Source organism: Floridaenema aerugineum BLCC-F46 (genome assembly GCF_041929345.1).
Lineage (GTDB): Bacteria > Cyanobacteriota > Cyanobacteriia > Cyanobacteriales > Aerosakkonemataceae > Floridanema > Floridanema aerugineum.
Genome location: NZ_JBHFNQ010000086.1, coordinates 30559 through 53382, shown reverse-complemented (window position 1 = coordinate 53382; position 22824 = coordinate 30559). Strand labels below are relative to the sequence as shown.

General features: G+C 41.1%; 17 protein-coding genes. 14 read left to right on the top strand and 3 right to left on the bottom strand.

The window, feature by feature from the left end:
• Positions 1-98: 98 nt before the first annotated feature.
• The 3 genes from ACE1CC_RS10905 to ACE1CC_RS10895 all read right to left on the bottom strand — a co-directional run bounded on the left by ACE1CC_RS10905 (position 99) and on the right by ACE1CC_RS10895 (position 5256).
• The gene (locus tag ACE1CC_RS10905; RefSeq protein WP_413270484.1) at positions 99-1868 is read right to left on the bottom strand and encodes an eCIS core domain-containing protein; all 1770 of its coding nucleotides are present in this window, start codon (positions 1866-1868) and stop codon (positions 99-101) included.
• Positions 1869-2038: 170 nt separating this feature from the next.
• A complete protein-coding gene (locus ACE1CC_RS10900; protein ID WP_413270483.1) occupies positions 2039-3988 on the bottom strand; it encodes an ATP-binding protein in 1950 nt (649 codons plus the stop codon).
• Positions 3985-5256: a Pvc16 family protein gene (locus tag ACE1CC_RS10895; protein WP_413270482.1), complete on the bottom strand. Its 1272-nt coding sequence runs from the start codon at positions 5254-5256 to the stop codon at positions 3985-3987. Before ACE1CC_RS10895 ends, ACE1CC_RS10900 begins: the two co-directional genes overlap by 4 nt.
• A 414-nt stretch (positions 5257-5670) precedes the next feature.
• On the opposite strand from ACE1CC_RS10895, the gene ACE1CC_RS10890 reads away from it, so the two are divergent.
• The 14 genes from ACE1CC_RS10890 to ACE1CC_RS10825 all read left to right on the top strand — a co-directional run bounded on the left by ACE1CC_RS10890 (position 5671) and on the right by ACE1CC_RS10825 (position 22820).
• Positions 5671-7326 (top strand): phage tail sheath family protein, encoded by a 1656-nt coding sequence (locus ACE1CC_RS10890; protein WP_413270481.1) that lies wholly within the window; start codon positions 5671-5673, stop codon positions 7324-7326.
• Between the two features lie 42 nt (positions 7327-7368).
• Positions 7369-7830, top strand: a complete 462-nt coding sequence (locus tag ACE1CC_RS10885; protein ID WP_413262556.1) for a phage tail protein — start codon at positions 7369-7371, stop codon at positions 7828-7830.
• 80 nt (positions 7831-7910) lie between these two features.
• Entirely contained in the window at positions 7911-8402 is a 492-nt protein-coding gene (locus ACE1CC_RS10880; protein ID WP_413270480.1) for a phage tail protein, read from the top strand.
• A gap of 6 nt (positions 8403-8408) precedes the next feature.
• Complete coding sequence (locus ACE1CC_RS10875) at positions 8409-8738, top strand: hypothetical protein (protein WP_413270479.1); 330 nt, start codon at positions 8409-8411, stop codon at positions 8736-8738.
• Between the two features lie 47 nt (positions 8739-8785).
• Complete coding sequence (locus ACE1CC_RS10870) at positions 8786-11254, top strand: substrate-binding domain-containing protein (RefSeq protein ID WP_413270478.1); 2469 nt, start codon at positions 8786-8788, stop codon at positions 11252-11254.
• Positions 11251-11409 (top strand): hypothetical protein, encoded by a 159-nt coding sequence (locus ACE1CC_RS10865; RefSeq protein ID WP_413270477.1) that lies wholly within the window; start codon positions 11251-11253, stop codon positions 11407-11409. Before ACE1CC_RS10870 ends, ACE1CC_RS10865 begins: the two co-directional genes overlap by 4 nt.
• A complete protein-coding gene (locus ACE1CC_RS10860) occupies positions 11409-11921 on the top strand; it encodes a phage tail protein (RefSeq protein WP_413270476.1) in 513 nt (170 codons plus the stop codon). Before ACE1CC_RS10865 ends, ACE1CC_RS10860 begins: the two co-directional genes overlap by 1 nt.
• Before the next feature lie 21 nt (positions 11922-11942).
• Positions 11943-14555: a hypothetical protein gene (locus tag ACE1CC_RS10855; protein WP_413270475.1), complete on the top strand. Its 2613-nt coding sequence runs from the start codon at positions 11943-11945 to the stop codon at positions 14553-14555.
• Between the two features lie 28 nt (positions 14556-14583).
• Positions 14584-15180 carry a CIS tube protein gene (locus ACE1CC_RS10850; protein WP_413270474.1) on the top strand — a complete coding sequence of 199 codons (597 nt, stop codon included), beginning with the start codon at positions 14584-14586 and terminating at the stop codon, positions 15178-15180.
• Positions 15181-15208: 28 nt separating this feature from the next.
• On the top strand, positions 15209-16936 hold the full coding sequence (locus tag ACE1CC_RS10845; protein ID WP_413270473.1) for a VgrG-related protein: 1728 nt from the start codon (positions 15209-15211) through the stop codon (positions 16934-16936).
• Between the two features lie 18 nt (positions 16937-16954).
• Positions 16955-17452 (top strand): PAAR domain-containing protein, encoded by a 498-nt coding sequence (locus ACE1CC_RS10840; RefSeq protein WP_413270472.1) that lies wholly within the window; start codon positions 16955-16957, stop codon positions 17450-17452.
• Positions 17453-17494: 42 nt separating this feature from the next.
• Positions 17495-21271: an eCIS core domain-containing protein gene (locus ACE1CC_RS10835; RefSeq protein ID WP_413270471.1), complete on the top strand. Its 3777-nt coding sequence runs from the start codon at positions 17495-17497 to the stop codon at positions 21269-21271.
• 28 nt (positions 21272-21299) lie between these two features.
• The gene (locus ACE1CC_RS10830; protein ID WP_413270470.1) at positions 21300-21593 is read left to right on the top strand and encodes a hypothetical protein; all 294 of its coding nucleotides are present in this window, start codon (positions 21300-21302) and stop codon (positions 21591-21593) included.
• A gap of 21 nt (positions 21594-21614) precedes the next feature.
• Positions 21615-22820: a glycosyltransferase gene (locus ACE1CC_RS10825; RefSeq protein WP_413270469.1), complete on the top strand. Its 1206-nt coding sequence runs from the start codon at positions 21615-21617 to the stop codon at positions 22818-22820.
• Positions 22821-22824: the final 4 nt, after the last annotated feature.

Here is a 22824-nt window from a genome sequence, read left to right as displayed (position 1 = left end):
CCTGGGCGATAGATTGAGCTTCCTTACTCGTGAGTTCGGAGATGTAGCTGGAAGGTTTACCAATGCTATAGCAACATATCGGCAAAGATAGCCACACACTACAGCAGAGCATTAGCATCAGCATATTTACCTTTCTTCATAAAACTAATCCAATTAGAAAAAGTATCTTTGCCCTTGGCATCGAGCGCTGTCTGTAGTTCGGCAACCTTGCCCTGGAAGTAAGCTCCAGCCAGCTTGTCTTTGCTAGATGCTCCGACGAGTTTCTCAATAGATTTGTGTTGATCTGTGTAGAATTTTCCGCGCTTGATTTTCTGCTCTGTACAAATCAACCGAGTGAAGTACTCAGTTGTTCCTTCGTTGGCGTTGAAGCCCACCTTTGATTTGTAGCTATCATTTGAAAAAAGGTGGATAGATTCGTGAATCGCAGTACCAGCTTCACCCCGCTCCTGATGGATATGGATCTCCGTGCCATCCCGGAAGGCATTGATTTTTGGTTCCTCTTTTTTTGCTTCCTTCTTGGTGTAAAAAGTTCCTGTGTCGGGGTTATTACGTGCCATTAAATACTTCACACACTCCTTGACAAAATCCTCTGGGGTATGGATATGAACGTGGCCTTCGGCTTGAGTACCAGCTTTAAACTTGTCTTCGACGTACTTCTTGATAAAGGGGCTGGCTTTTAGGTAGGTGTCCACCTGCTTGCCTGTAGTGTGTTTGACTTTTCGTTTTTCTTGCTTCTTGACCTTGGGATATAGGTTGTTCTTAATGTGGAGGTAAGCATCAATGTAAGTTTGCTTCTGCTTTGGATCTGAGACACCATTGATGGCCTTACCGTTCATTTCTGGATAAGCCATCCAGAAGGCTTCATTCAACAGATCGTCTTTGGTTTTCTTCTTTTCGATAACCTGGCTCATTCCCTGTTCAAGCACCGCGTTTGCCAATCCCATGCGGACAATTTCAAAGGAAGTGTCAGGATAACGCTGCACCCAAGCCTGATCGCCCATGCCAATATTTACGGGCTGAACATCTTGCTGTGGCAATTTGGCCTGAAGTTGCGCTCCTCCAGTTTGCTGCAACACATGGGTCATCTCATGGGCTGTCAACTCATCGTTACCAGGAGATTTCCCTGCGCCATAGTAAATATCGCTACCGTGAGCGAAAGCTTGAGCGCCTAATTCCTTGTTCATTTGAACTGCTGCACCGTCAGTATGCACTCGCACACCGCTAAAGTCGGCACCAAAGCGGGGTTCCATGAAGGCTCTCACCTCATCCGGCAAAGGGCTTCCACCTCCCTTACTTCCATTCAACTGACTCTCTAAATTGCTGTTATTTGAAGACTTTCCCTCTGACTCAGCCTTAGCTTGCACCTCTTCTTCTTGCGGTTCTTCTGCTGCTGTTTCTCTTTGAATAGTATTACCTGAGAGTGCTTTAGCTTGCACCTCTTCTTCTTGCGGTTCTTCTGCTGCTGTTTCTCTTTGCACCAGTGGCGTAACTGTAGCTGCTAAAGGCTTTGTTTGTACTTTTTCTTCTTTTTTTTCTTCTGGAAGTGCTTCTCGCTGAATTGGTTCCTCATTTTCCGGTGCAGGCATGGTCATCACCTTAGTTGCCACGCTGTCTGCTTGTTGCTCGTACTTATCTCCTGGTGCGCCTACACTCAGTTTTGCTTGCACTGGTGTTGGGGCATCAGGAAATAACTTCATTTGCAATAAGTTGAAGCCAGCGTCAGGAGCTATTTTTGATTGTACTGTTTCGTCTGGTTTTGCATCGTGAACTGGGTCGCTGAAAGGTCGCTGCCAGGAAGTTGCTTTCTGTGCAGGTGGAGAATAAGAACTGGATACAGGTTTTTTCTGGATTTGCGATCGCATACTCATTTCCCACCCCTGCACTTAACCTAGAGTTCGGTAATTTTTTCCATTTTTACATATTTATAATCTTTTGATTTATTCTAAATAATTCTTAACTTGACTGATATCAAAAAATGTTATAAAAAAAATTTTAACTTTGAGGTAGAGACTCTGCCTCACAGGATACAAAATCTGAGTTATAACCAACCTTTTACTTCTGCATCAGTTAAAGCTCTTTCCAATTTCATATATTCACTCTTGGTGGCTTCTAATAAATGTTTCATCATCACAGGTTCACCGCTATCAGCAGCAATAAAAGCTGCATTCAACGCAATATTGCGAATATTTCCCCCTGCAACATTTAACCGCGCTAACTTGTTAAAATCTAAACTTTCAGTAGGTGTATTTTTGGGGAAAATGCGCCGCCAAATTTCGGTTCTTTGTTGTGCGTCGGGGAAAGGATATTTAACTACAAATCGGATTCTTCGTAGAAAAGCTGTATCGATCGCATCTTTCAAATTAGTAGTTAAAATCGCCAAACCTTGATAAGCTTCCATACGTTGCAACAGATAACTTACTTCCATATTTGCATAGCGATCGTGACTATCTTTCACATCGGAACGTTTGCCAAATATAGCATCTGCTTCATCAAATAATAATATAGTTGCCCCGCCTTCTGCGGCATCAAATACTCGCCGTAAATTCTTCTCTGTTTCTCCAATATACTTACTAACTACAGAACTTAAATCAATGCGATAAAGGTCTAATTGCAAAACTCCCGCTAAAACTTCTGCGGACATAGTTTTACCAGTACCGCTAGACCCTGCAAATAAAGCACTAATTCCTAATCCTCTTGCTCCCTTTTTGCCAAACCCCCATTGTTCGTAAACTTTGGTACGCTGGCGTAAATGAGCAGCTATTTCTCGTAACACTTGTAATGGCGCTTCTGGTAATACTAAATCATCCCAAGTGGCAGCAGGTTCAATGCGTTGCGCTAGTTCGTCTAAATGAGGACGAGCTTGAGTGCGACACATATTCCATAAAGAATTGGTTATTTTATTTTCGTTACTTTCTAGTTGAGTTTTAGCTTCAACACAAACTGCATAAATACTGGGAGCGCTGAGATTAAATTCAGATGTTAATATTTCTACTTGTCCGTTTAAACTGAGTGCGATGTCCCCCAAAGCGTTTTCCCAAATGGCTATTTGTTCTTGTTTAGTGGGTTTTGCTACTTCAAAAGTGATGAATGGACGTAAACCTGCACGACGACGATCGCGACTAGTAATCATCAATGGCGTGTTAATATTCTCTATCATCTGAACCAATGTGTTTTCTTTAGCTCGATCGTTGCCATCCCATTCGTCACAATCTAACAATAAAACACTTCTATTTAATTGTGCTTCTCGTTGCCAAAGTAACATCAGATTGTAAAAATCAGTGGAAATATTTGGAATTGCATTGGCAGATATTACTGCTATTTTTATTCCTGAGATGTTACAAGCAAGTTGAGCGATCGCTCTTTTACTCGCTACTTCTTCGCCAATTAATTGTAAAATTGGAGAACTAGCAACGGAATTGTTTAATATACCAGCTAACTTTTCGGCTATTTCTTGTTGCGATGGAACCAAATATTCATTAGCTGATAAAGGTTCGATTATCCCTCTTAGGCGATCGTCCAGGTAATCTACTCCTACTAAATAATGCAATATTCGCTCATCAATTCGCAACGGGCTAGTCATCAGCGTTTTACCACCGCCAACTTCAATCAGTCGCCAGCGGCGTAACGGACTGTGCGGCGCGATCGCACTCCAATGTGCTTGCGGTAAAGCCAACATTGCTAAACTAAAAGTAGGATAGCTTAATTGCGTATCTCCTTGAGCATTAGCGCACAAACTGGCAAAACTCGCATCTAATTCCATGCCAGCGCACAATAACAGCACATTTCGCTCAAAATCCGATAAACTAAATTTACTGCACAGCTGCTCTAACGCAAACGAAGCTTCGGGCACACACGCAGGTGCGCCCCTACTTCCCTGCTCTCCTGTTCCCCCGCTTCGCGCTTGTAACGCTTGACGCACCAAGTTTAAAGTTGTAGAAAGGTAGTTCCAGTTAGCTGCTTGCCAATTAATATTTGCTGTAACATTCATGGAATCACCACCTTTGGGCCGATATACTGCTCGTAAGTTGAACTTTCTCGCTCGGTATCCACTCGCAAAAGACTTTCTGCACCATCCACTTGCACCCGCACTAAATATTCTCCTGGTTTAACATCTGAAATTGCAAACACAATTAAGTTGGTATTAGTATTGCGGGGTTTGGCTGTAAAGATATAAGCTGCTGGGATGAGGAGCGATCGCTCATTTAAAAACAATAACACTCTCTGCTCTCTACCAACAGTTAAATCAATTTCTAGTCTCAGTTCTGCTGAGTACAATTCATCCCCATTATCCATTGCTTGCAAAACTTCTACATCTGATGTAATTGTCGGACATAACACAAATGCTACTACATTAGATCCGACAGCGCGATCAGGTTCATAAGATTTACGTTTTGGTATTGGATGTAACACTTGCAAACTCTGTACACCAGGCCGTAAACTACCATATTCTTCAGTTGATAGAGTTGCCAAATCTAACCGAATTTCGCTTTCTGAAAGCTTTTGCGGTGTTAATTTAGCATCGCCAATCCTAACCTGAGTCAGTTCTCCCCGTAGTTGTTTGCCACGAATAATTAAGGTGTTATTGGCTACTATTGGCTGATTGACTCCGGCTTCTGTAGTGACTTGCTCGATCGCAGGTTGATTAGGCGTAGTGTAATAATCGATACTGCGAATTGGTAACGATCTGCTGCTAGTTCTTTGACCTTCAATCAATACTGTACTACCTTGGCAAGCAAAGGAAAGCACATAAGGACATTGAAAAAATACAGACCAAATTTTTGATAAATCTTCCGTTGTCATTGGTGTAGGAACAATTGTCACTCGCTCTACTTGTTCGGCAAGGCTAGAATCAGTCAAAAAGCTAAAAGTCGGATTATTGATTGTCTCGCGAATCATTTCTGCGGTTAAGATTGGTTGGTCAACAATAGTTCTGACTGCGCTACCTAACAAACGTTGAGGCTCTAACTCTACCTCGTTGCCGTAAAAAGTCATGATGTAGTAAAGGTCTAACCCAGCTTGTGCTTGCTTGATTAAATCTCCTTTGGGGCGACGGGTGCGTAAGTCGGCATTCCGCCAAGCGGGATTGGGGGTAGCTTGGTATAAATATACGTTAACTCCTACTTCTGGAGTCCCACTTCCTGAAGCGTCAGGGCGGACTGTGGTGACTCTAGCGCCAGGAACATCAATTTGGACAGCAGCTTGCAGGATTCTTTGCAGAGTTGCTGTAACAGTAGCGATCGCTAAATAATTACTCATAATATTTCATTTTTACTTCCATTTCTCACTGTCAACCGCTAAACTGAGATCTTGCACTCCAGAGCAGAGCCTCAATTATTCGTTCCCTAGTTGAACCTGGAAACGAGGATCTCGGAGGTTCCACCTCCTTTGAGTACAAGATCTGAGTAAATAAAATTTTTATTAAAAAAATCACTTTTGTCCTGATAAAAAGAAAGATTTGCGATCGACACATCAATTTTTTTAATTGTACTTAAGTAGAAAAAGGTTCTATTTACTACACAAAATTTAACATTGACATTAGCTATTTTTCAGGGAATTTTAACTTAAATATATAATGACACTGAATTATTTTTGGGTTAGATTAAGGTTCTAAACTCAGATTTCCAAATATCCCCGTACTCAGCCTAATTCCCAATGTAAGGAAAATTATCTATGGCGAGACTAGATTACTTTGCCCCTGGCGTATATGTCGAAGAAATTGACAGGGGTAGTCGTCCAATCGAAGGTGTACAGACTAATATAGCTGGCTTTATCGGCTTTACCGAAGCAATACGTAACGGTGCCGAACTCGGCAAGCCAATGTTAATCACCAGTTGGAATCAGTACATGGAATACTTTGCCAGGGAAAATTCCGATGGTTTCACAGATTTTCATGCTTATCTACCCTTTGCTGTCAATGGCTGGTTCTTAAACGGAGGAGCTAGGTGTTGGGTAGTTAGTATTGGCACTTCTCTGCCCAAAACAGCTGAGGAAACAATTCAACCTGGTACGGAATCAACTGCTCTGACAGTAAAAACTAACGGTAAGCGGGAATCTTTGCAATTTATCCTCAAACCAGAAGAAGCCGAAAATGGGGCTGTTAGTGTAGAAATTCAGGCTTCCGAGCCTAAATCTGACCCAGAAGACCCAAATGTTCCCGCACCCGTACCAGCAGAATTTTTCTCTGTAGTTATCAAACGCGATGGGGAAGAATTGGAAAGGCACGAACACCTGACAATGGATCGGGAAGTTCAGCCAGATGTGGGAGATTATGTAGTTACCAAGCTGGAAGAATCCCAGTACGTAATTATAACAGACTTAACGCAAAAAGGTCTTCCTTTAGCTCGACGACCCCAAGATGGTCAGTTTGAAGTCAGTCCTCCCCCAACTTTACCTACTCAAGAAAATTTAGCCCGATATGTGCAGGGGGTGCGGGACGATCGCAGCGGTATCCAAGGACTCTTCGAGATTGACGAAGTAACAATGGTAGCTTGTCCTGACTTAATGCGGGCTTATCAAGCAGGCTTACTCAACGAGGATCAAGTTCACGGTTTAATGGAGTTGATGGTGAGTCTGTGTGAAAATTCTGCTCCCAATCCTCCAAATCGCATGGTAGTTTTGGATACGCCGCCCGATCGCATTAAACCCCAACAAGTAGTTAATTGGCTGGATAACGACTTCAACCGTCGCTCCATGTTCGCCGCACTCTACTATCCTTGGATTAAAGTACCCAATCCCCGCAATGCTGGCAAGCCGATTTTAGTACCTCCTTGCGGTCACATGATGGGAGTTTGGTCACGTACAGATGAAACGCGGGGTGTCTACAAAGCACCAGCTAACGAAACTCCACGCGGCGTAATTGGATTATCCTACGATTGCAACTTCCGGGAACAAGAATTATTGAACCCCAAAGGCATTAATTGTATTCGCACTTTCCCGAATCGAGGCATTAAAATTTGGGGAGCTAGAACTTTAGTAGAACCAGAAAAAACTGAGTGGCGTTATATTAGCGTTCGCCGCTTGATGAGTTATATTGAAAAGTCGATCGAACTCGGCACACAATGGGTAGTATTCGAGCCAAACGATCAAGATTTGTGGGCAAGAGTTCGTCGTACTGTCAGCAACTTTTTAGAACGACTTTGGCGAGAAGGAGCTTTGTTTGGAGCATCGTCCGAACAAGCATTTTATGTTAAGTGCGATGAAACTCTTAACACTCCTGACACAATGATTTTAGGTCGATTGTATATCGAAGTAGGAGTTTGTCCAGTTCGACCAGCTGAATTTGTGATCTTCCGCATCAGTCAGTGGAGTGGACAAGACGAACAATAACAGTTTTTTCCAAACAATAGTTAATAGCAAGGAGATTGAATAATGGCAGATGAATTACTAGTCAGTTGTAGATTTTACTTTGAAGCTGACGGTGTAACAGATAAACAAATTCTCGAAGTTTCCGGTTTAAGCGCGGAAAACCCAGCCGCAGGCGGTGACAAAGTTTTAGGTTCCGGTAAAAACGCCATGAACTTACGTCAAGCTGCGCCTACCAGAGTCAAATTTACACCCGTTACAGTCAAAGTTGTAGCTACCACAAATAAAGACCTTTATAAATGGTATGAAGACTGCAATAAAAACGACGGTGGTAAATCAGATTGGTCATCAAATCGTAAAGCTGCTTCGGTGACAGTTTACGATCAAGCAGGAGACATGAAAGCACGTTGGGAACTGCTAAATGCTTACCCGACAAAGTATGAAGGGCCAAAGCTAGAAGCAGGAGCAAACGACGTGGCTAACGAAACTTTAACCTTAGTTCATGAAGGTATCAAACGAGTGCAATAGCAATGGAAATAGGTCTGGGGAATAAACAATTTTAGGATGGAAAATTCCCCTTTCCAATTACCAATTACCAAGAAGATAAAATGGCAAATTTAATTAATGACTTTCCCGAAATTCTCACAAATTGTCGTTTTTACATAGAACTAAAACTGGATGGTAGCACCGATCCTGTAGATGCCTATTTTCTTGAATGTAAAGGCTTTAAGCGCAATCAAGATGTGGTAGAAGTTTGTGAGGTAACGCCTGGGAGATGGGGGGAGGCTAAATCAGGTCAGGTCGTTCGCACAAAGGTTCCCGGAAATGTTAAAACTAACAATATAACTTTGCGTCGAGGTATGACTAAATCCTCAACTTTATGGCAATGGTTTAATGCTGTTGAAGAAGGAAATTGGGCTAAACAACGTCGAGATGGTTCTTTAACTATTTACGATCAAGCTGGCAATCCCCAAGCAATATTTCAATTTCAAGGTGCTTGGCCTATTAGTTACATTGCTTCGGATTTGAATTCTAGCGGTGGGGAATTGCAAATTGAAGAAATGGAAGTAGCTGTTGAAGTATTTACACGGGATAAGTAACTTTAGATGTTTCAAACAGAATTTGAGTTTACTTTACCCAAAGGATACCTTGATTCGGAGGGAAATTTGCACCGTAAAGGTGTAATGCGTTTAGCAAGAGCAATAGATGAAATTGTTCCTTTGCGTGACCCTCGTGTGAAATCAAATCCTGCTTATGCTACGGTAATAATTCTTTCTCGCGTAATTACTAAATTAGGGGCATTAGAAGAAGTTACTCCAGCAACAATTGAGGATCTTTTTGCTTGCGATCTTAACTATCTTCATCAGTTTTATCGGCAAATAAATGAATTAGAAGAGGAAAATGTAGAGTCGGATAAATCTACAAAACCCTCATAAATTAATGGGTAACGGAAAAAGATAATTACTAATGAGGAGGAATGAGGGTGAAGCTCGCCGATTTAGTTAATTCTGTAGGAATTCGAGTCAGGGAGGTGACAAATTTCGTTCGTTACCCGTTGGAAAATGCCTCCCGAATTGCCATGCGCCGCTTCCAAGATGTGTATGAAAATATAGAAGTTGGTCAGGATAAACAGAATCAAAATAAACAGATTTCAGGACAATCAACTAATGGGAAACAGTTAAATAGTCCAGTAATATTTAGGGAACCACAAGAGACAAGCGAACCCAGAGAAACTACAAATGCTATGAAAATAGCGATCGCAGAACGGTTAGCTAAAAGACAAACTTACCGTGTAGATATTGCCCCAATTTTACTAAAAAATCAAGAGATTCGCGGTGGTCGGCGAGGCAGATATCGAGTAGATAATCTACTTAAAGATGGGGAAAGGGTGCGGTTATATAATGGGGTGCAAATTGTTAATAATAAGCCAGTTATTATTAAGGAGTGTTTGTTACCCGATCGCGAATTCAATAAAAAAGAAGCTAAGGAACGTAAGGAAAAGTTTGAGCGGGTTGCTAGGGTAAATTTAAAGAATGGAGGCGGACAAGATTTTCGGTTGATTAGTCCTTGGGATGCGATCGCTTCTGGTAATGAAAAAATTTGCTATTTAATCTTTGAGCAAACTATTAGTAATAGCTCAACATTAAGAGATTATTTGGCAAATCACGGCGCAATGTCTGGTAAACAGGTGCGTCAAGTTCTCTATCAAGTATTGCAAACTCTTTGGTTTCTTCACAGTCAGAAATTGCGGTTTTCTGCGGATGAAGTACAGGAAGGTTTACCTCATGGTAATCTAACTTTGGATAGTTTGCTGATTGTGACGAGTAACCAGAATGCGATCAACGATCCCCAGTTTTTTATTTACGTATCAGACTTAGCTTTATGGGAAGATTTGTTTAAACCCCCTACTACTAAAATAGCCAATCATTCACCAGAAAAAGATTTACAAGACTTGGGATATATTAGTTTTTATCTAATATCAGGGGGAACTGTAGATGGTGTTTTTAGTCAACCCCTCGATCCAACAATTGAGCAACATTGGCCCCCTGTAAAAGATGTGCGTCTCAAAAGATTTATTCACCGTCTTTTAGGAATAGATAAGCGGTTTGCTAGTGCTTACGAAGCTCGTCAAGCACTGTTAGAATTACCACCAGAAGAAGAATTTGAGGAGCAAAATGCTGCATTAATAGAAACTTATGAAAAAGAAGAAAACAAGAATTGGCAATTTTTAAGAACGCTATTAATCGCTCTTGTGTTAGCATTATTGGCAGGTTTTTTAGGAAGAATTATTTGGCTGACATTGCGTAATTCAGACGAAATTCAATTACCTTTAATTGGTTCTTCTTCTCAAACTTGCTGTTTTGCTAAGGTGAATAAAGTTCCCAACGGAGAGGTTAGATACGCGACTGAAACTGACGGGACATGGAATTATATTCTTAATAATGCCAGCTTGAGTTCTTATACTAAAACCCTGGCACAAGAACTGAGAAATCGGGAACCGAGATTACAAAATTATACACAGAGTAATTCAACAGGGGATTTAATCGAGGATGTGCGATCGGGAGCAGTAGATTTTGCACTCACAACTTATGTCGATAAATTACCCAATGACTTGCAGCAGCAAGTAGTCGCCTACGATGGATTACTGGTTTTTGTAGCTTTTAGCAATAGCAAAAGAAAGGAAAATATTCCCAATACTTTAGATGGAAAAATTACTTTAGAGCAATTGCGAGAAATTTACAAAAAAGGTGAAATTTCTAACTGGTCGCCACCCAAAGAATTTAATAAAATTAAACTTTATCTACCAATTGATAATCCAACAACAATCAAACTAATCGATAAGTTATTGACTGAAGGTGAGTCATCGCCAGAATTAGAACAATTGAAACAGAGAAATAGAAATGAAGAAAAGCAAATTAAAGAGAAGAGAATTTTTGAGAAAAATTTGGAAATCGATAAACGCTATTCAATAGGATCTTGGAGGTGGAGACAAGAAATTGCCGCAATAACTCAAAAAGTGAACGATCGCAAAAATGATGAAGCTTATATATTGGAGCAAATTTTAAATGACTTTGAGAATAAGAAAACAGTGGGCATAGGTTTTGGTCTACTCAGCAGAATTTTCGGTCAATGTTCAGTTTATCCTTTAGCAGTGGGAACAAAAGGTCAGGAAATTCAACCGTTAGTTCAACAAATACAAAATAATGTCCAACCCATAGAACCAACAACAGACTTGTGTAATGATAAAGGAAGTTACTGGCCTAACGTTAAAGCTTTCGAGTCAGGAAGTTACCCTTTAATGTATAAGCTGGTAGTAATTTATCCTAAAGACAAAAATCGTTCTCAAGCAGGGAAAAAATTCGCTGAGTTACTAAAAACCGAAGAAGGTCAACTTTTATTACTGGAAGCTGGATTGGTACCATTAGAAAGTAGTTTAATAGATAAAAGATGAATAAAAGTAACAAGTCAGAAATTTCTCAATTAGTCGAAAAAGTGATGCTCGATCCGATATTACTAAGGAGATTGAGCAACCGAGTTTATGAATTGATGTTAGAAGATTTACGCAATCAACGCGATCGCTCTTGCAACTATAAGGGGTTACTTTAATGTCTAAAAATGGTGTAATTACTCACGAACTCAACTACGTAACAGCAAATCGCTTTTATGTAGAAATGGAAAGTAATATTACTGCGTCTTTCAGTGAGTGTTCAGGTTTAGGAGTAAAAATCAAACGTGAAGCTTATTTTGAAGGCGGCGTTAACGATCAACAGCGAATAATATTAGGTCAAGCTGAATATACAGATGTCACGCTAAAACGTGGTATAACTGACGATTTTGTATTTTGGGATTGGGTAACAAATATCTTGAGTGGTTCTAAAAAAGAACGTCGAAACGTAAATATTTTATTGTTTAATCAAGCAGGGGAAACTATGCAATGTTGGACTCTGCTTGCTGCTGTTCCCGTTGGGTGGAAAGCACCAGCATTACAAGCAAATTCCAACACAGTTGCGATCGAAGAATTAACCCTAGCTTATGAAGGATTAAAGATAGCTAAATCTCAAGGTGGAGGTGCGACTAAACTTAATTCAGGTCGCCACGCTTCAGGATATTTCCTCTAAATAATACGGAGAAAATAACCCATGTCTTTAAAACCTCTTGGTTTGCAAAACCCTTTACTTTCACCTAGTTCTTTAGGAGCAGGTTTTCAACCATTACAACCGTTGCGTCCTTTGGGTCAGAATTTAGAACCATTAGGTCAGTTTCTCCAATTTTCATTGTTAGAAAGTTCCTATCTTAGTGAAGATATCGATATGGGAAATTGGGGAAATGAAAATTTCCCATATTTAGCTAATAGTCCTTCTGAGACTCAATTTACTGAATCTGCTAAAATTGGCGATCGCATCCCATCTACAAAATCAAACTCCCCAGAATCATCAAAGGAAAATTTTCCCCAAACAACTGTTAGGCGATCGGAAACCAACGAAAATCAACAATCAAATCCTAATTTACCAGCAACTTCTTTAGAAAGTTCAACAGAAAATATAGCTAATATTAAACCTTTAGGATTATCGAAACCTTTAGTTCAACAGTCAGATTTTATTATTTCTCCTTCTGTAGCTGAATCATTAGAAAAACAGCAAACAAATATTGAAGAAATATCCAATAGAGAAGTAGTGAGAGGAAGTTGGCAAAATTTGGATGTGAGTGATGATGCTGGGAATGATGTGAATGATGCGAATGATGTGAATGATGTGCGATCGTCCTCAACTTTGCCATCAAACCCTCTAGTAATTCAACCTAATTTAGAAACCGAAATTCCTGCTACACCAGCGAAAATTCAAAATACAATAGCGCCATCTATAGAACCTACTTCAGACAACAGTTTTAGTTTAGAAACAACAACCAATTTAACAGCATCAACAACCGAAGATGAAACACCTAATTCACAAACATTTGCCGAAAATCAGGAAAACATTTCTCTGACATCTCCAAGAACTAACCAATCAGTCAACGAAGATGCAACTTCCCCATCAAATCTGGTTTCACCCTCATTAGAAACAACAACCAATCTAACAACATCAACCACCGAAAATGTAACGCCTCATTCACAAACATCTGCCGAAAATCAAGAAAACATTCCCCTGACATCTCCCACCGCTAACCAATCAGTCAACGAAGCGGTAACTTCACCATCAAATCTGGTTTCACCCCAATTAGAAACAACAACCAATTTAACAGTAACAAATCCAGAAGATGAAACGCCTCATTCAGAAAAATTTGCCGAAAATCAAGAAAATATTTCTCTGACATCTCCCACCACTAACCAATCAGTCAACGAAGCGGTAACTTCACCATCAAATCTGGTTTCACCTCAATTAGAAACAGCAACCAATTTAACAACATCAACCACCGAAAATGTAATACCTAATTCCCAAACATTTGCCGAAAATCAAGAACACATTTCCCTGACATCCTCAACAACCAACGAACAGATAACTTCGCCATCAAATCTGGTTTCACCCAAGTTAGAAACAGCAACCAATTTAACAACATCAACCACCGAAGATGAAACATCTCATTCAGAAACATTGGGAGAAAATGAGGAAACCAATAATGCTTTACCCAACGTAGAACTATTAAACCAAACAAGTAACCAAGAAATCGTATCTGCATCAGACATATCTCAACAGCCAGATATTATTCAACCACGCTTAGAAAATCAAAACTTAATCACTCTTAAACCTTTAGGTTTGGAAAAACCTCTAACTGAACGATCGAATTTTTTAACCTCTAAATTAATAGAAGATTTTATAAATAACTCACCAGTTACTTCCCAAGAAATACCTAAAGTATCTAGTAGTTTTCCTGTCAATAACACAAAAGATTCAGAGGATAAATCACCTAACATTTCCCGTTCAACAGAAGCAATATCTACTGAAATTACCTCAAAACCTACTAACAATATACCTGATTCATGGGCAAACATTTCAGAATTAATCGGTGAAAATACAGATGATAATAGCGAAAATTTGCCACCTCTCAACCCTTTAGGTTATGGCAAACCTCTCAGCAACACAAATAAGTTTATATTACCAAAATTGAACCTAACTTCTGAAACAAGAGAACAGCCTAATAATACTCAAGAAAGTTCGCCAACAGAGAATTTTAACTTTGCTAACGATGTCCCAAATTCCTGGTCAAACATATCTGAATTATTAGGCGAAAATTTTCTAACAACACCAGATAGCAACTTGACAGAAGATGAATTTGCACTTGAAACAGATGAACCATACTATACCCTTTCTTCCACCAATATTTCTAACTCTGATTATTCTGAGAGTGCCAATACTTCCCTATCAGCAGATCGTCAAAAAACTAACCAACAGCTAACAACAAACATTTACAGCAAAGATTCCTCTATCTCTGAAGAACAATTAGAAATTCTTGCCCAAAAAGTTTACACTTTATTGCGACAGAGGTTAGAAATAGAACAGGAGCGTTATGGTAAAAGCTGCGTAGGTTATCCAATTTGGTTAGGCAATATTACCTCATCATTTGGAACTTCTGCTAAAGTTAAATTAGCTCAAAAATCAACACCTCGATCGCGCACAGCAGACGAAACTGGTGAACTTTCCGCAGTCGATAATAAATTACAGACTCTTACCAGAGAAGTCTATTATTTAATTCGACAGAGGCTAGAGATAGAAAAAGAGCGTCAAGGACGCTATTATGCAGGACGATTAAACAGGTAAAATTTAGACAATTTTTTTAGGAAAATGTATGTTACCAACCAAAACAGCACCAATATCAGATAAATCCGGTAATCTCGTCAAAGCGATATTGATATCAAATGATGGTGTACCAGCGATCGAATTTATGTTTAACCCCAGCGAATTAGTTTTTGAGGGTGTAGTTGAAACCGCCGAAAGTCCCGGAGCACGCACCCAAGAAAAAGGACAACCTAAAGTTAGTTTTTCTCATGTCAAAGCCTACAAAGTTACAATTAATAAAATTTTATTCGACACTTATGAAGAAGGAGAAGATGTTGTTAATAAATACATCAATAGTTTCCGAACAGCAGTTGAATTTGTTAAAGGTAAAGAACGTCCACCCATTTATCAATTTATGTGGGGTAAACAAGTTTACTTGCGGCGTTGCTTTGTAGAAAAACTCAACTACAAACTAACCATGTTTTTGCCTGATGGAACACCAGTACGTGCTGTGATCGACAGCCTGACTCTTAAAGAAGCTGACGAACCAAAAGAAAATGGGCCACTAGGCGCTAAACCTCAAGCCAAAACTGATCGCCAAACAGATAGTATGAAAAATCGCAAATCATCACAAACAAACAATTCCCGACGTTCAATACCTAGTTAAACACCAAACAAAAAAAAACTAACAGCTTATGACCGGAGTTCATTACCGCGCCCTACCAACATTAGAAATAGATGGCAAAAAAGCGCCTCCTAACTTAATGGAGGATATTCTGGAAATATATGTAGAAGAAAGTCTGCATCAGCCAGCAATGTTTATTTTGGCAATTCAAAACGATTATTTTCCAGGTAGAGCCCAAGATCAAAAATGGCGCTATCAAGATTTATTACAAATTGGTAAACCCGTCAAAATTGGTTTTACTTCCAGTACCACCGAATCAAAAGACTATAACAAAAACAACGAAAATAACCTTATAGAAGCCGAAATTACCGGAATTGAAACCTTTTTTAGCGAAAAATCTCAAGCTCCAGTAATAGTTAAAGGTTACGATGTTAGTCATCGTTTACATCGAGGAAGGTACAACCGTTCTTTTCAAAACATGACAGATAGCGACATCGTGAAAAAAATCATTCAAGAAGTAGGCATAAAACCAGGTACAATTGATGCCAGTGGTGTCGCCCATGACTACGCTTTTCAAGAAAATCAAACTAATATGGAATTCATGCGACAACGAGCCGCTAGAATTGGATTTGAACTATTTGTAAAAGATAATAAATTAAACTTTCGTAAACCAAAAGCAGAATCAGAAAAAATCACCTTAAAATGGTTAACAGATTTGCACAGTTTCCGAATTCGAGTTAGTAGTTCCGAGCAAGTTAAATCCGTTGAAGTTCGAGCCTGGGATTACAGCGAAAAAAGAGCAGTTGTATCTACTAAAAACCAAGAACAAGTAATTACTAAAACTCAAAACGGCAAAGGCAGCGATACCAGCAATAAATTCAAAGGACAGCCGCCTACACCGAAAATGATTTTAGTAGATCAACCCCTCTTTAACCCCGAAGAAGCTGATACTATGGCACAAGCTTTATGTGATGAATTAGGAGGACAATTTATTTATGCCGATGCTAAAGCTGAGGGAAATACTCAAATTAGACCAGGGCGTGTAGTTCAATTAGAAGATATGGGACAGCACAGCGGCGAATACTACGTCACCGAAACTCGTCACTCCTACCAAGAGCGAGTTTACATCACAGAATTCTGTGTGCGCGGTTTGCGGGGAGGCAACCTTTTAACAACACTTTCTCCTCAATCTCATTTACAGCCAGGGCAAACTTTATTAGTAGGAATTGTCACCGATAATGAAGACCCAAAAGGTTGGGGACGAGTCAAAGTTAAGTTTCCTACACTAACAGAAGAACACGCTAGTAATTGGGCAAGAGTAGTAGCAATTGGCACCGGAAATCAGCGAGGATTTGATTGTTTACCAGAAATAAATGATGAAGTATTAGTAGCATTTGAACATGGCGATATTCATCGCCCTTATGTAATTGGCGCAGTTTGGAATGGCAAAGACGCACCACCAAATTCGGTAAAAGATAACGTTCAAGATGGCAAAGTGCGATTGCGGACATTTCAAACCCGTACCGGACACAAAATGCAGTTTGTAGAAGAAGATAAAAGCTCTAGTAAAGCTGGAGTTTATATTGAAACAAAAGGCGGTCACAAATTACGTATTAATGACAGTGAAAAATTTGTAGAAATTGAGACATCAGGAGGTCATAAATTACGATTGAATGACAGTGATGGTAGTATTACAATGAGTTCAACTGGCAGTATAAGAATACAAGCCCAAAGCAATATTGATATCACGGCTAATGGCATGATTAATGTCAGAGGTAGCATAATTAAACTTAACTAAAACTAAGGAAAATTTATTATGAGTAAACCAGCAGCTAGAATTACCGATCGTGTAGCCCACCCTCTCCCACCCGTCTTGACCGGAGGGCCTGGTAGCCCTACCGTACTAATAGGCGGTTTACCAGCTTGGCGAGGCATACCAGCAGCGGGAGCCGCAGTAATCTTATCAGCAAAAAAAGTCAGCGACGCAGCAATTACCGCAGCAGAATCAGCCACAGCCGCAGCCGCAGGCACGCCAGGACTGCCAGCAGCAAAAGCCGCTGAAGAAACCACAAAAACCACAGCCGCCGCCAGTATGAGCAGTACAATTACTACTAGTGCTGGTGGCGCAGACATTCATAATTGTGCTACTCCTTTACCTATCCCACCACACGGCCCAGGCGTTGTAATTGATGGTAGCAGGACGGTATTAATTAACGGGCTTCCTGCTTGTCGAATGGGAGATACTATTGTTGAAGCACTTGGCCCCCCAAATAAAATTGCAATGGGTTGTTCTACGGTACTGATTGGCGGATAAAAAAGTCTTCTTATACTAGAGAAAGCTGAGAGGAATTAGGCAATGAGCGACAGAGTACAAGTTCAGAAAAACTCATCTGCGCCATCTCAAATGGTATCATCGTCCCAATTTCAGGAACGACCTTTTAGTGATGAGAGATATCAAACTGTCGCTACTGCTGGAACTATTACAGCAGATTCGCCACCACAACCAAACACTATCCGTCCTAGTTTTAATTTGCTGAATATGCCAATATTTGCTCCTTCGTCAGAGGCGAATATGCAGCAAGGAAATATTCAGCGTCAGGAAGAAGAACAAAAGAAACTTCAGCCGCGAGAAAATTCTGATTTTGCTTCTCTAACAGGCAAAAAGGAAGATGATAAAAATCAAGAAGTTCAGTTAAAAGAAGAATCAGATAATCCTCTTCCCGGTGCAGAAGAAAAAGAGGAAAATCAAGAAGTTCAGTTAAAATCAGATAATTCTCTTCCTGTAGCAGAAGAGAAAGAAGAAAATCAAGAAGTTCAATTAAAAGAAGAGTCAGACAATACTCTTCCAGTTGCCGAAGAGAAAGAAGAAAATCAAGAAGTTCAATTAAAAGAAGAGTCAGATAATTCTTCTTCACCGGAAACGCTACAAGAAGACACTGAGTTAAAGCCGATTCAAACTAAACTTACTGTTGGTAAACCTGGGGATAAATACGAACACGAAGCTGATAGTATGGCGGCGAAAGTGATGGCTATGTCAGACTCAGCGATTCAGCGACAAACGGATAGTCAGACGGATGAACTAAAAGAGGAAAATCAGCCTTCTTTGCTAAGTAATTCTATTTCTCGGTTGGTGCAGCGTCAGACAGGAGAAGATTCTGAAGAGTTACAAATGAAGTTGGGATTACAACGATCGCCCAACAGCACAACCCAATCTTCAGCTAGCATAGAAAACCACCTCGCCAATAGCAAGGGGGGAGGTAGTCCGTTACCGGATGAAGTGCGATCGTTCATGGAACCCCGCTTTGGTGCAGATTTTAGCTCAGTCCGGGTGCATACCGACTCCACTGCCGTCCAAATGAACAAAGATTTGGGGGCGCAAGCATTTGCTCATGGTAGCGATATTTACTTCGGAGCAGGTAAATCTCCTGGGAAAAATGAGTTGACGGCGCACGAGTTGACTCACACCATCCAGCAAACGGGTGGCTTGCGGCTGAATAAGCAGGTGCAACGACAACCCAAGCCAGAGGAAGAGGAAAAAGAACCGCTTCAGGCTAAGGAAATTGCAGGTCATACCCCGGACATTTCTTTGTATAAAGAAACGCCTACTGAGTCTCAGTCGGAGGAAGAACAACCAGAAGCGCTTCAAGCCAAAGAACTTCCCGGACAAATCCCGGAAATTTCCCTCAATAAAGAAACGCCCACTGAGTCCCAGCCGGAGGAAGAACAACCAGAAGCTCTTCAAGCCAAGGAACTTCCCAGCTTAACCTTTGACAACAAGCCGATTCAAGCGAAATCATTAGAGGGAGGCTTCACGCCAAGTCCCCTATCGATTCAGCGTGGGATTGGGGATTGGATTTCAAAGGGGTGGAACAAAGGAAAGGAAATTGTCGGCGCAGGACTGGGAAAAGGGCGTGACTTATTAACAGGCGGACTTGACTGGGTAAAAAACAACATTATCCAACCTTTGATGCGATTGGCTTCAAGCGGGTGGAGCGCAGTAAAAGGCTTCGGCAGTCAGATTGCAAACGCATTTAAACAAGCCAATCCCAACATCTGGGATGTTTTCATACCGCAGCATCTTGTATTTCGCACAGCAACGAATTTAAGACGGCAACTCTTTGCTCAAGCGATTCAAGCAGAGCGGAGCCAACGGGCTAGAGCGGCTGCTAACATTCAAGGCTCTAGTCCGGCACCTGTGCAGGAACCCAGTCAGCTAGAACGGTTAGATGGACTGATGACCCAAGTGGAATCTGTTCCAGCAGCGGGCTTCGACATTGGTAAACAATTACTTGAAGGCGCAGTTGTTGGGGATTTCAATGAGAACCCAACTATCTGGAATACCATCGGGCAGGTTGCCATTGGCTTTGTTCCTTATGCCGGACAGGTAGCTGACATCCGAGACATCGTTGCCAATGTCAAGAAACTCCACGAGACGGGATACAAAGACCCTGATGCCTGGATTAATCTCGTCCTCTCAGGTATTGGTATTATCCCAGGTGTTGGGGATGCGATCAAAGCAGTTGGCAAAGGCTCCAAGGGGGCTATTCGTAAAGCTCTTAGCGGTGTCCTGAAGAATGCAGATAACATTTTGCGACCCGCTTTAGGCAAAGCCAAGGGGCTGCTCAATGGGGCGCGTCGCTACGGAAAACAATTCCTGGGATGGGCATCTCGACAAGGAGCAAAGTTACGCCAAGGCGTGACGCAATTCGCCCAGAAAACCGTTAACTTTGCCAAAGCAGCGGGTCAACGAGCGCGAGGACTGGTCACGGCACTGACAGCACGGATTGGCGGTTTTGTCAATGGTGCTATGCAAAGAGCGCGTGACGTTGCCAACCAAGCACAAGGCTTATTAGGTAAAGTAATGGGGCCATTCATGGGGATGGCGAGAAAGGCGTTTGATGCTGTCCAAAGTCGCGTTTCGCAAGCGGTCAACATGGTTAAAACTGCGGCGCAGCGCGGGAAAGAAATAGCGTTGAAGGTTGGTCGCAAAGTTGCAGATGTGACGCGAAAGGCGACAAGTCTCCTGAAAGAATTTACTCAAAGCGCTATTCAAAAAGGGCGAGAGGCAGTTCAAAAGGCTAGGCAATGGAGCAGTCAACAGATCAAGAGAGCTACTGAGTTAGGGCGCAGACTGGTCGCGCAAGCTCGCAAGCGGGTAGCAGATCTGGTTCGCAAAGGGATAAGGTTGGCGAAAGAAAAAGCCATTCCTTTGATTAAGCAGAAATTGAGAGGTGTCAGAGATCGCATCAAGAATTTCCTGCAAGACAAATGGAATCGTTTCAAAGAAAAGCTGGGAATTAAGAAACCTGGAGAAGCAGGCAAGGAAGGGGCTGAACGCGGCGGGAAGGAGACAACTGACAATGGGGCTAAAAAGGCTGCTGAATTGCCAGCTGCGATCGCTCAAGCCAAAGCAATTACGGAAGCTAACGATAGGATTGATACACCCGTGCCAGCGCTATTGGGAATTCTCAACAGCACTGTTAAGTCTAGATATTCTTGGATTGAACGATTTGAAGCACGACCTAAAGCTAAACCTGGTCATTATTCAATTCACATGATTGCTAGTGACCATGAAATTGATCCAGACTATACTACAGATGATACAAAGCATCACTTATACGAAGGTGAAATAGAAACATCTCCACAGTCTCCTTACAACGGAAAATGGAATGGTAAGGGAATTCATGAGTGGGATGCACTGGTGGAGCGGTGCAAGAAAGATGGCTACAACATCAAAGAAGTTAAAGAAGATCCAGTAACAGGAGTACGTAGAGTTACTATAGAGCGTGTTGGAACCGATCCAAAGACAGGTCAGCAGAAAACAGGCAAAATAGAGAAGACCGTTTATCCGAAAAAAATGTCCCGTACAGAGCTTGAGGCTGCTGGAAATCAAGCTCTCGACCGTGCCATAAATGGAAAATCAGGTACAGTTTTTGAACCCTTTGGTACTAAGACAAAGGCTGATGGTAGCCCAGCAGATGGTTACTTTGAGGCATCAGTTCCTACTTCTGACGGTGGTACAATCCGTATTCAAGGCTGGTTTAAGCAACTGCCAGACGGAACTAAACAAATTTCATCTCATGCCCCACGTTTCGACAAGTCATGGCCTTCTTTACCTCAAACTGATTGGTAGTAGTTGACAGACTAAGGATTGTATAGCAATGAATAATGAGAAACTCATACAGCTTGCCGAAGAACTGCAACCCAAACAACCACAACTTGCAGCTTGTTGGAATTTAGTCATCCGTGGTCTAGAAGTTGGATGGTTAGATAGTGATACTCTTAATGAGTTGCTAGATTACTTGCTTGACGGCAATGATTATTGCGTTGAAGAACTTGGATTTGAGCTCATCGGTGATAATTTGCGTATTTCGTTTCTTGACGAATACCTATATTGTTCGCCAGAGGACATGATTGAACAACTCAAGAACTTGAGACGAAGCTATGGAAGTTAACCTATCAAACTGGATTGTGATGTGATTGAAAGGATACCTAAAATTCACAACTGCTTCCTATTTCTCCCCAGCGCGATCGCCCTATCGCACCTAACTCGCCTAGTCCTAATTGCCCAAGAACTTCAACAACGGGGAGCAGAAATTGCCTTTGTCTTTCCAGAAAATAACCAAATTTTACAGCATTACAATTTTCAGTTTTTCCCGGTCGCCGATGCTGTAATTACAGACTTCAGTAGCAATGTTTTTGCTGCCTATACACCCTCTTTAATCGAACAATGCGTCAACGACGAATTAAAGGCAATTGAAGCTTTTAAACCCGATGCTATCATCGGAGATTTCCGGCTCACTGGTGCGATTTCTTCTAAAATTGCGGGAGTTCCTTACATATCAATTGTCAATGGTTACATGACAGATTACTTCGACCCGGTTGATGTCATGATTCCCAAAGATAAACGACCTCTCGATTATAAAATCGCCTCTATAGCGGCTAAAGCCATTCAGGGAAAACAAAAAAGAGACCTGGCAACTCACTTTCGAGAATATGCCCAGAAACATAAACTAAAAAATCTCGTTTCTCTCTACGATTTCCTCAGAGGCGATTTAACGTTAATAGCCGATTTGCCGCAATTTTGCCCTCTAGAAAATCTGCCGCCAAACTTCCGTTATATTGGCCCGCTAATTTGGGAGGGATTCAACGCTACAGTTCCAGATTTCCTGAAAATCAACCAATCCAAACAAATTATTTATGCCACAACAGGCAATACAGGTAAAGAAAAATTTATTCAACTTATTATTGATGCCTTTAAAAATGACAATGCTTATGAAGTTGTTTTAACCACTGGTGCTTTTATACATCCCGATGCTGTACCTAATATTCCCAATATTCATGTAACAAGATTTATTCCAGGTTCAGAAATTATGAAGCATTCCCAAGCAGTAATTCACTGTGGGGGAAATGGTACTACTTATCAGGCTTTATCGCAAGGAGTCTCAGCGGTGGTCATCCCTTTCAACAACGACCAAAATATCAATGCTTGGCTTGTCAAAAAAAATAAATTAGGCATTCCTTTATCTCCATCGGAATTAACGGGAAACCAAGTAAAGTTGGCTGTCAAAAAATTGCTTGACGACGCTGATATCCAAAATAAAGTTCAACATTTCAAGCAGTTATTAACCAATATTGATGCGCCGAAATCTGCGGCTGATCAAATAAGTACTCTTTTTTAGGGTG

Bases quoted from the DNA above. Each gene is read 5' to 3' on its own strand.
- ACE1CC_RS10890 (WP_413270481.1), top strand. From the start codon at position 5,671: ATGGCGAGACTAGATTACTTTGCCCCTGGCGTATATGTCGAAGAAATT.
- ACE1CC_RS10875 (WP_413270479.1), top strand. From the start codon at position 8,409: ATGTTTCAAACAGAATTTGAGTTTACTTTACCCAAAGGATACCTTGAT.
- ACE1CC_RS10895 (WP_413270482.1), bottom strand. From the start codon at position 5,256: ATGAGTAATTATTTAGCGATCGCTACTGTTACAGCAACTCTGCAAAGA.
- ACE1CC_RS10880 (WP_413270480.1), top strand. From the start codon at position 7,911: ATGGCAAATTTAATTAATGACTTTCCCGAAATTCTCACAAATTGTCGT.
- ACE1CC_RS10835 (WP_413270471.1), top strand. From the start codon at position 17,495: ATGAGCGACAGAGTACAAGTTCAGAAAAACTCATCTGCGCCATCTCAA.
- ACE1CC_RS10855 (WP_413270475.1), top strand. From the start codon at position 11,943: ATGTCTTTAAAACCTCTTGGTTTGCAAAACCCTTTACTTTCACCTAGT.
- ACE1CC_RS10860 (WP_413270476.1), top strand. From the start codon at position 11,409: ATGTCTAAAAATGGTGTAATTACTCACGAACTCAACTACGTAACAGCA.
- ACE1CC_RS10905 (WP_413270484.1), bottom strand. From the start codon at position 1,868: ATGAGTATGCGATCGCAAATCCAGAAAAAACCTGTATCCAGTTCTTAT.
- ACE1CC_RS10830 (WP_413270470.1), top strand. From the start codon at position 21,300: ATGAATAATGAGAAACTCATACAGCTTGCCGAAGAACTGCAACCCAAA.
- ACE1CC_RS10865 (WP_413270477.1), top strand. From the start codon at position 11,251: ATGAATAAAAGTAACAAGTCAGAAATTTCTCAATTAGTCGAAAAAGTG.
- ACE1CC_RS10900 (WP_413270483.1), bottom strand. From the start codon at position 3,988: ATGAATGTTACAGCAAATATTAATTGGCAAGCAGCTAACTGGAACTAC.
- ACE1CC_RS10840 (WP_413270472.1), top strand. From the start codon at position 16,955: ATGAGTAAACCAGCAGCTAGAATTACCGATCGTGTAGCCCACCCTCTC.
- ACE1CC_RS10850 (WP_413270474.1), top strand. From the start codon at position 14,584: ATGTTACCAACCAAAACAGCACCAATATCAGATAAATCCGGTAATCTC.
- ACE1CC_RS10845 (WP_413270473.1), top strand. From the start codon at position 15,209: ATGACCGGAGTTCATTACCGCGCCCTACCAACATTAGAAATAGATGGC.
- ACE1CC_RS10885 (WP_413262556.1), top strand. From the start codon at position 7,369: ATGGCAGATGAATTACTAGTCAGTTGTAGATTTTACTTTGAAGCTGAC.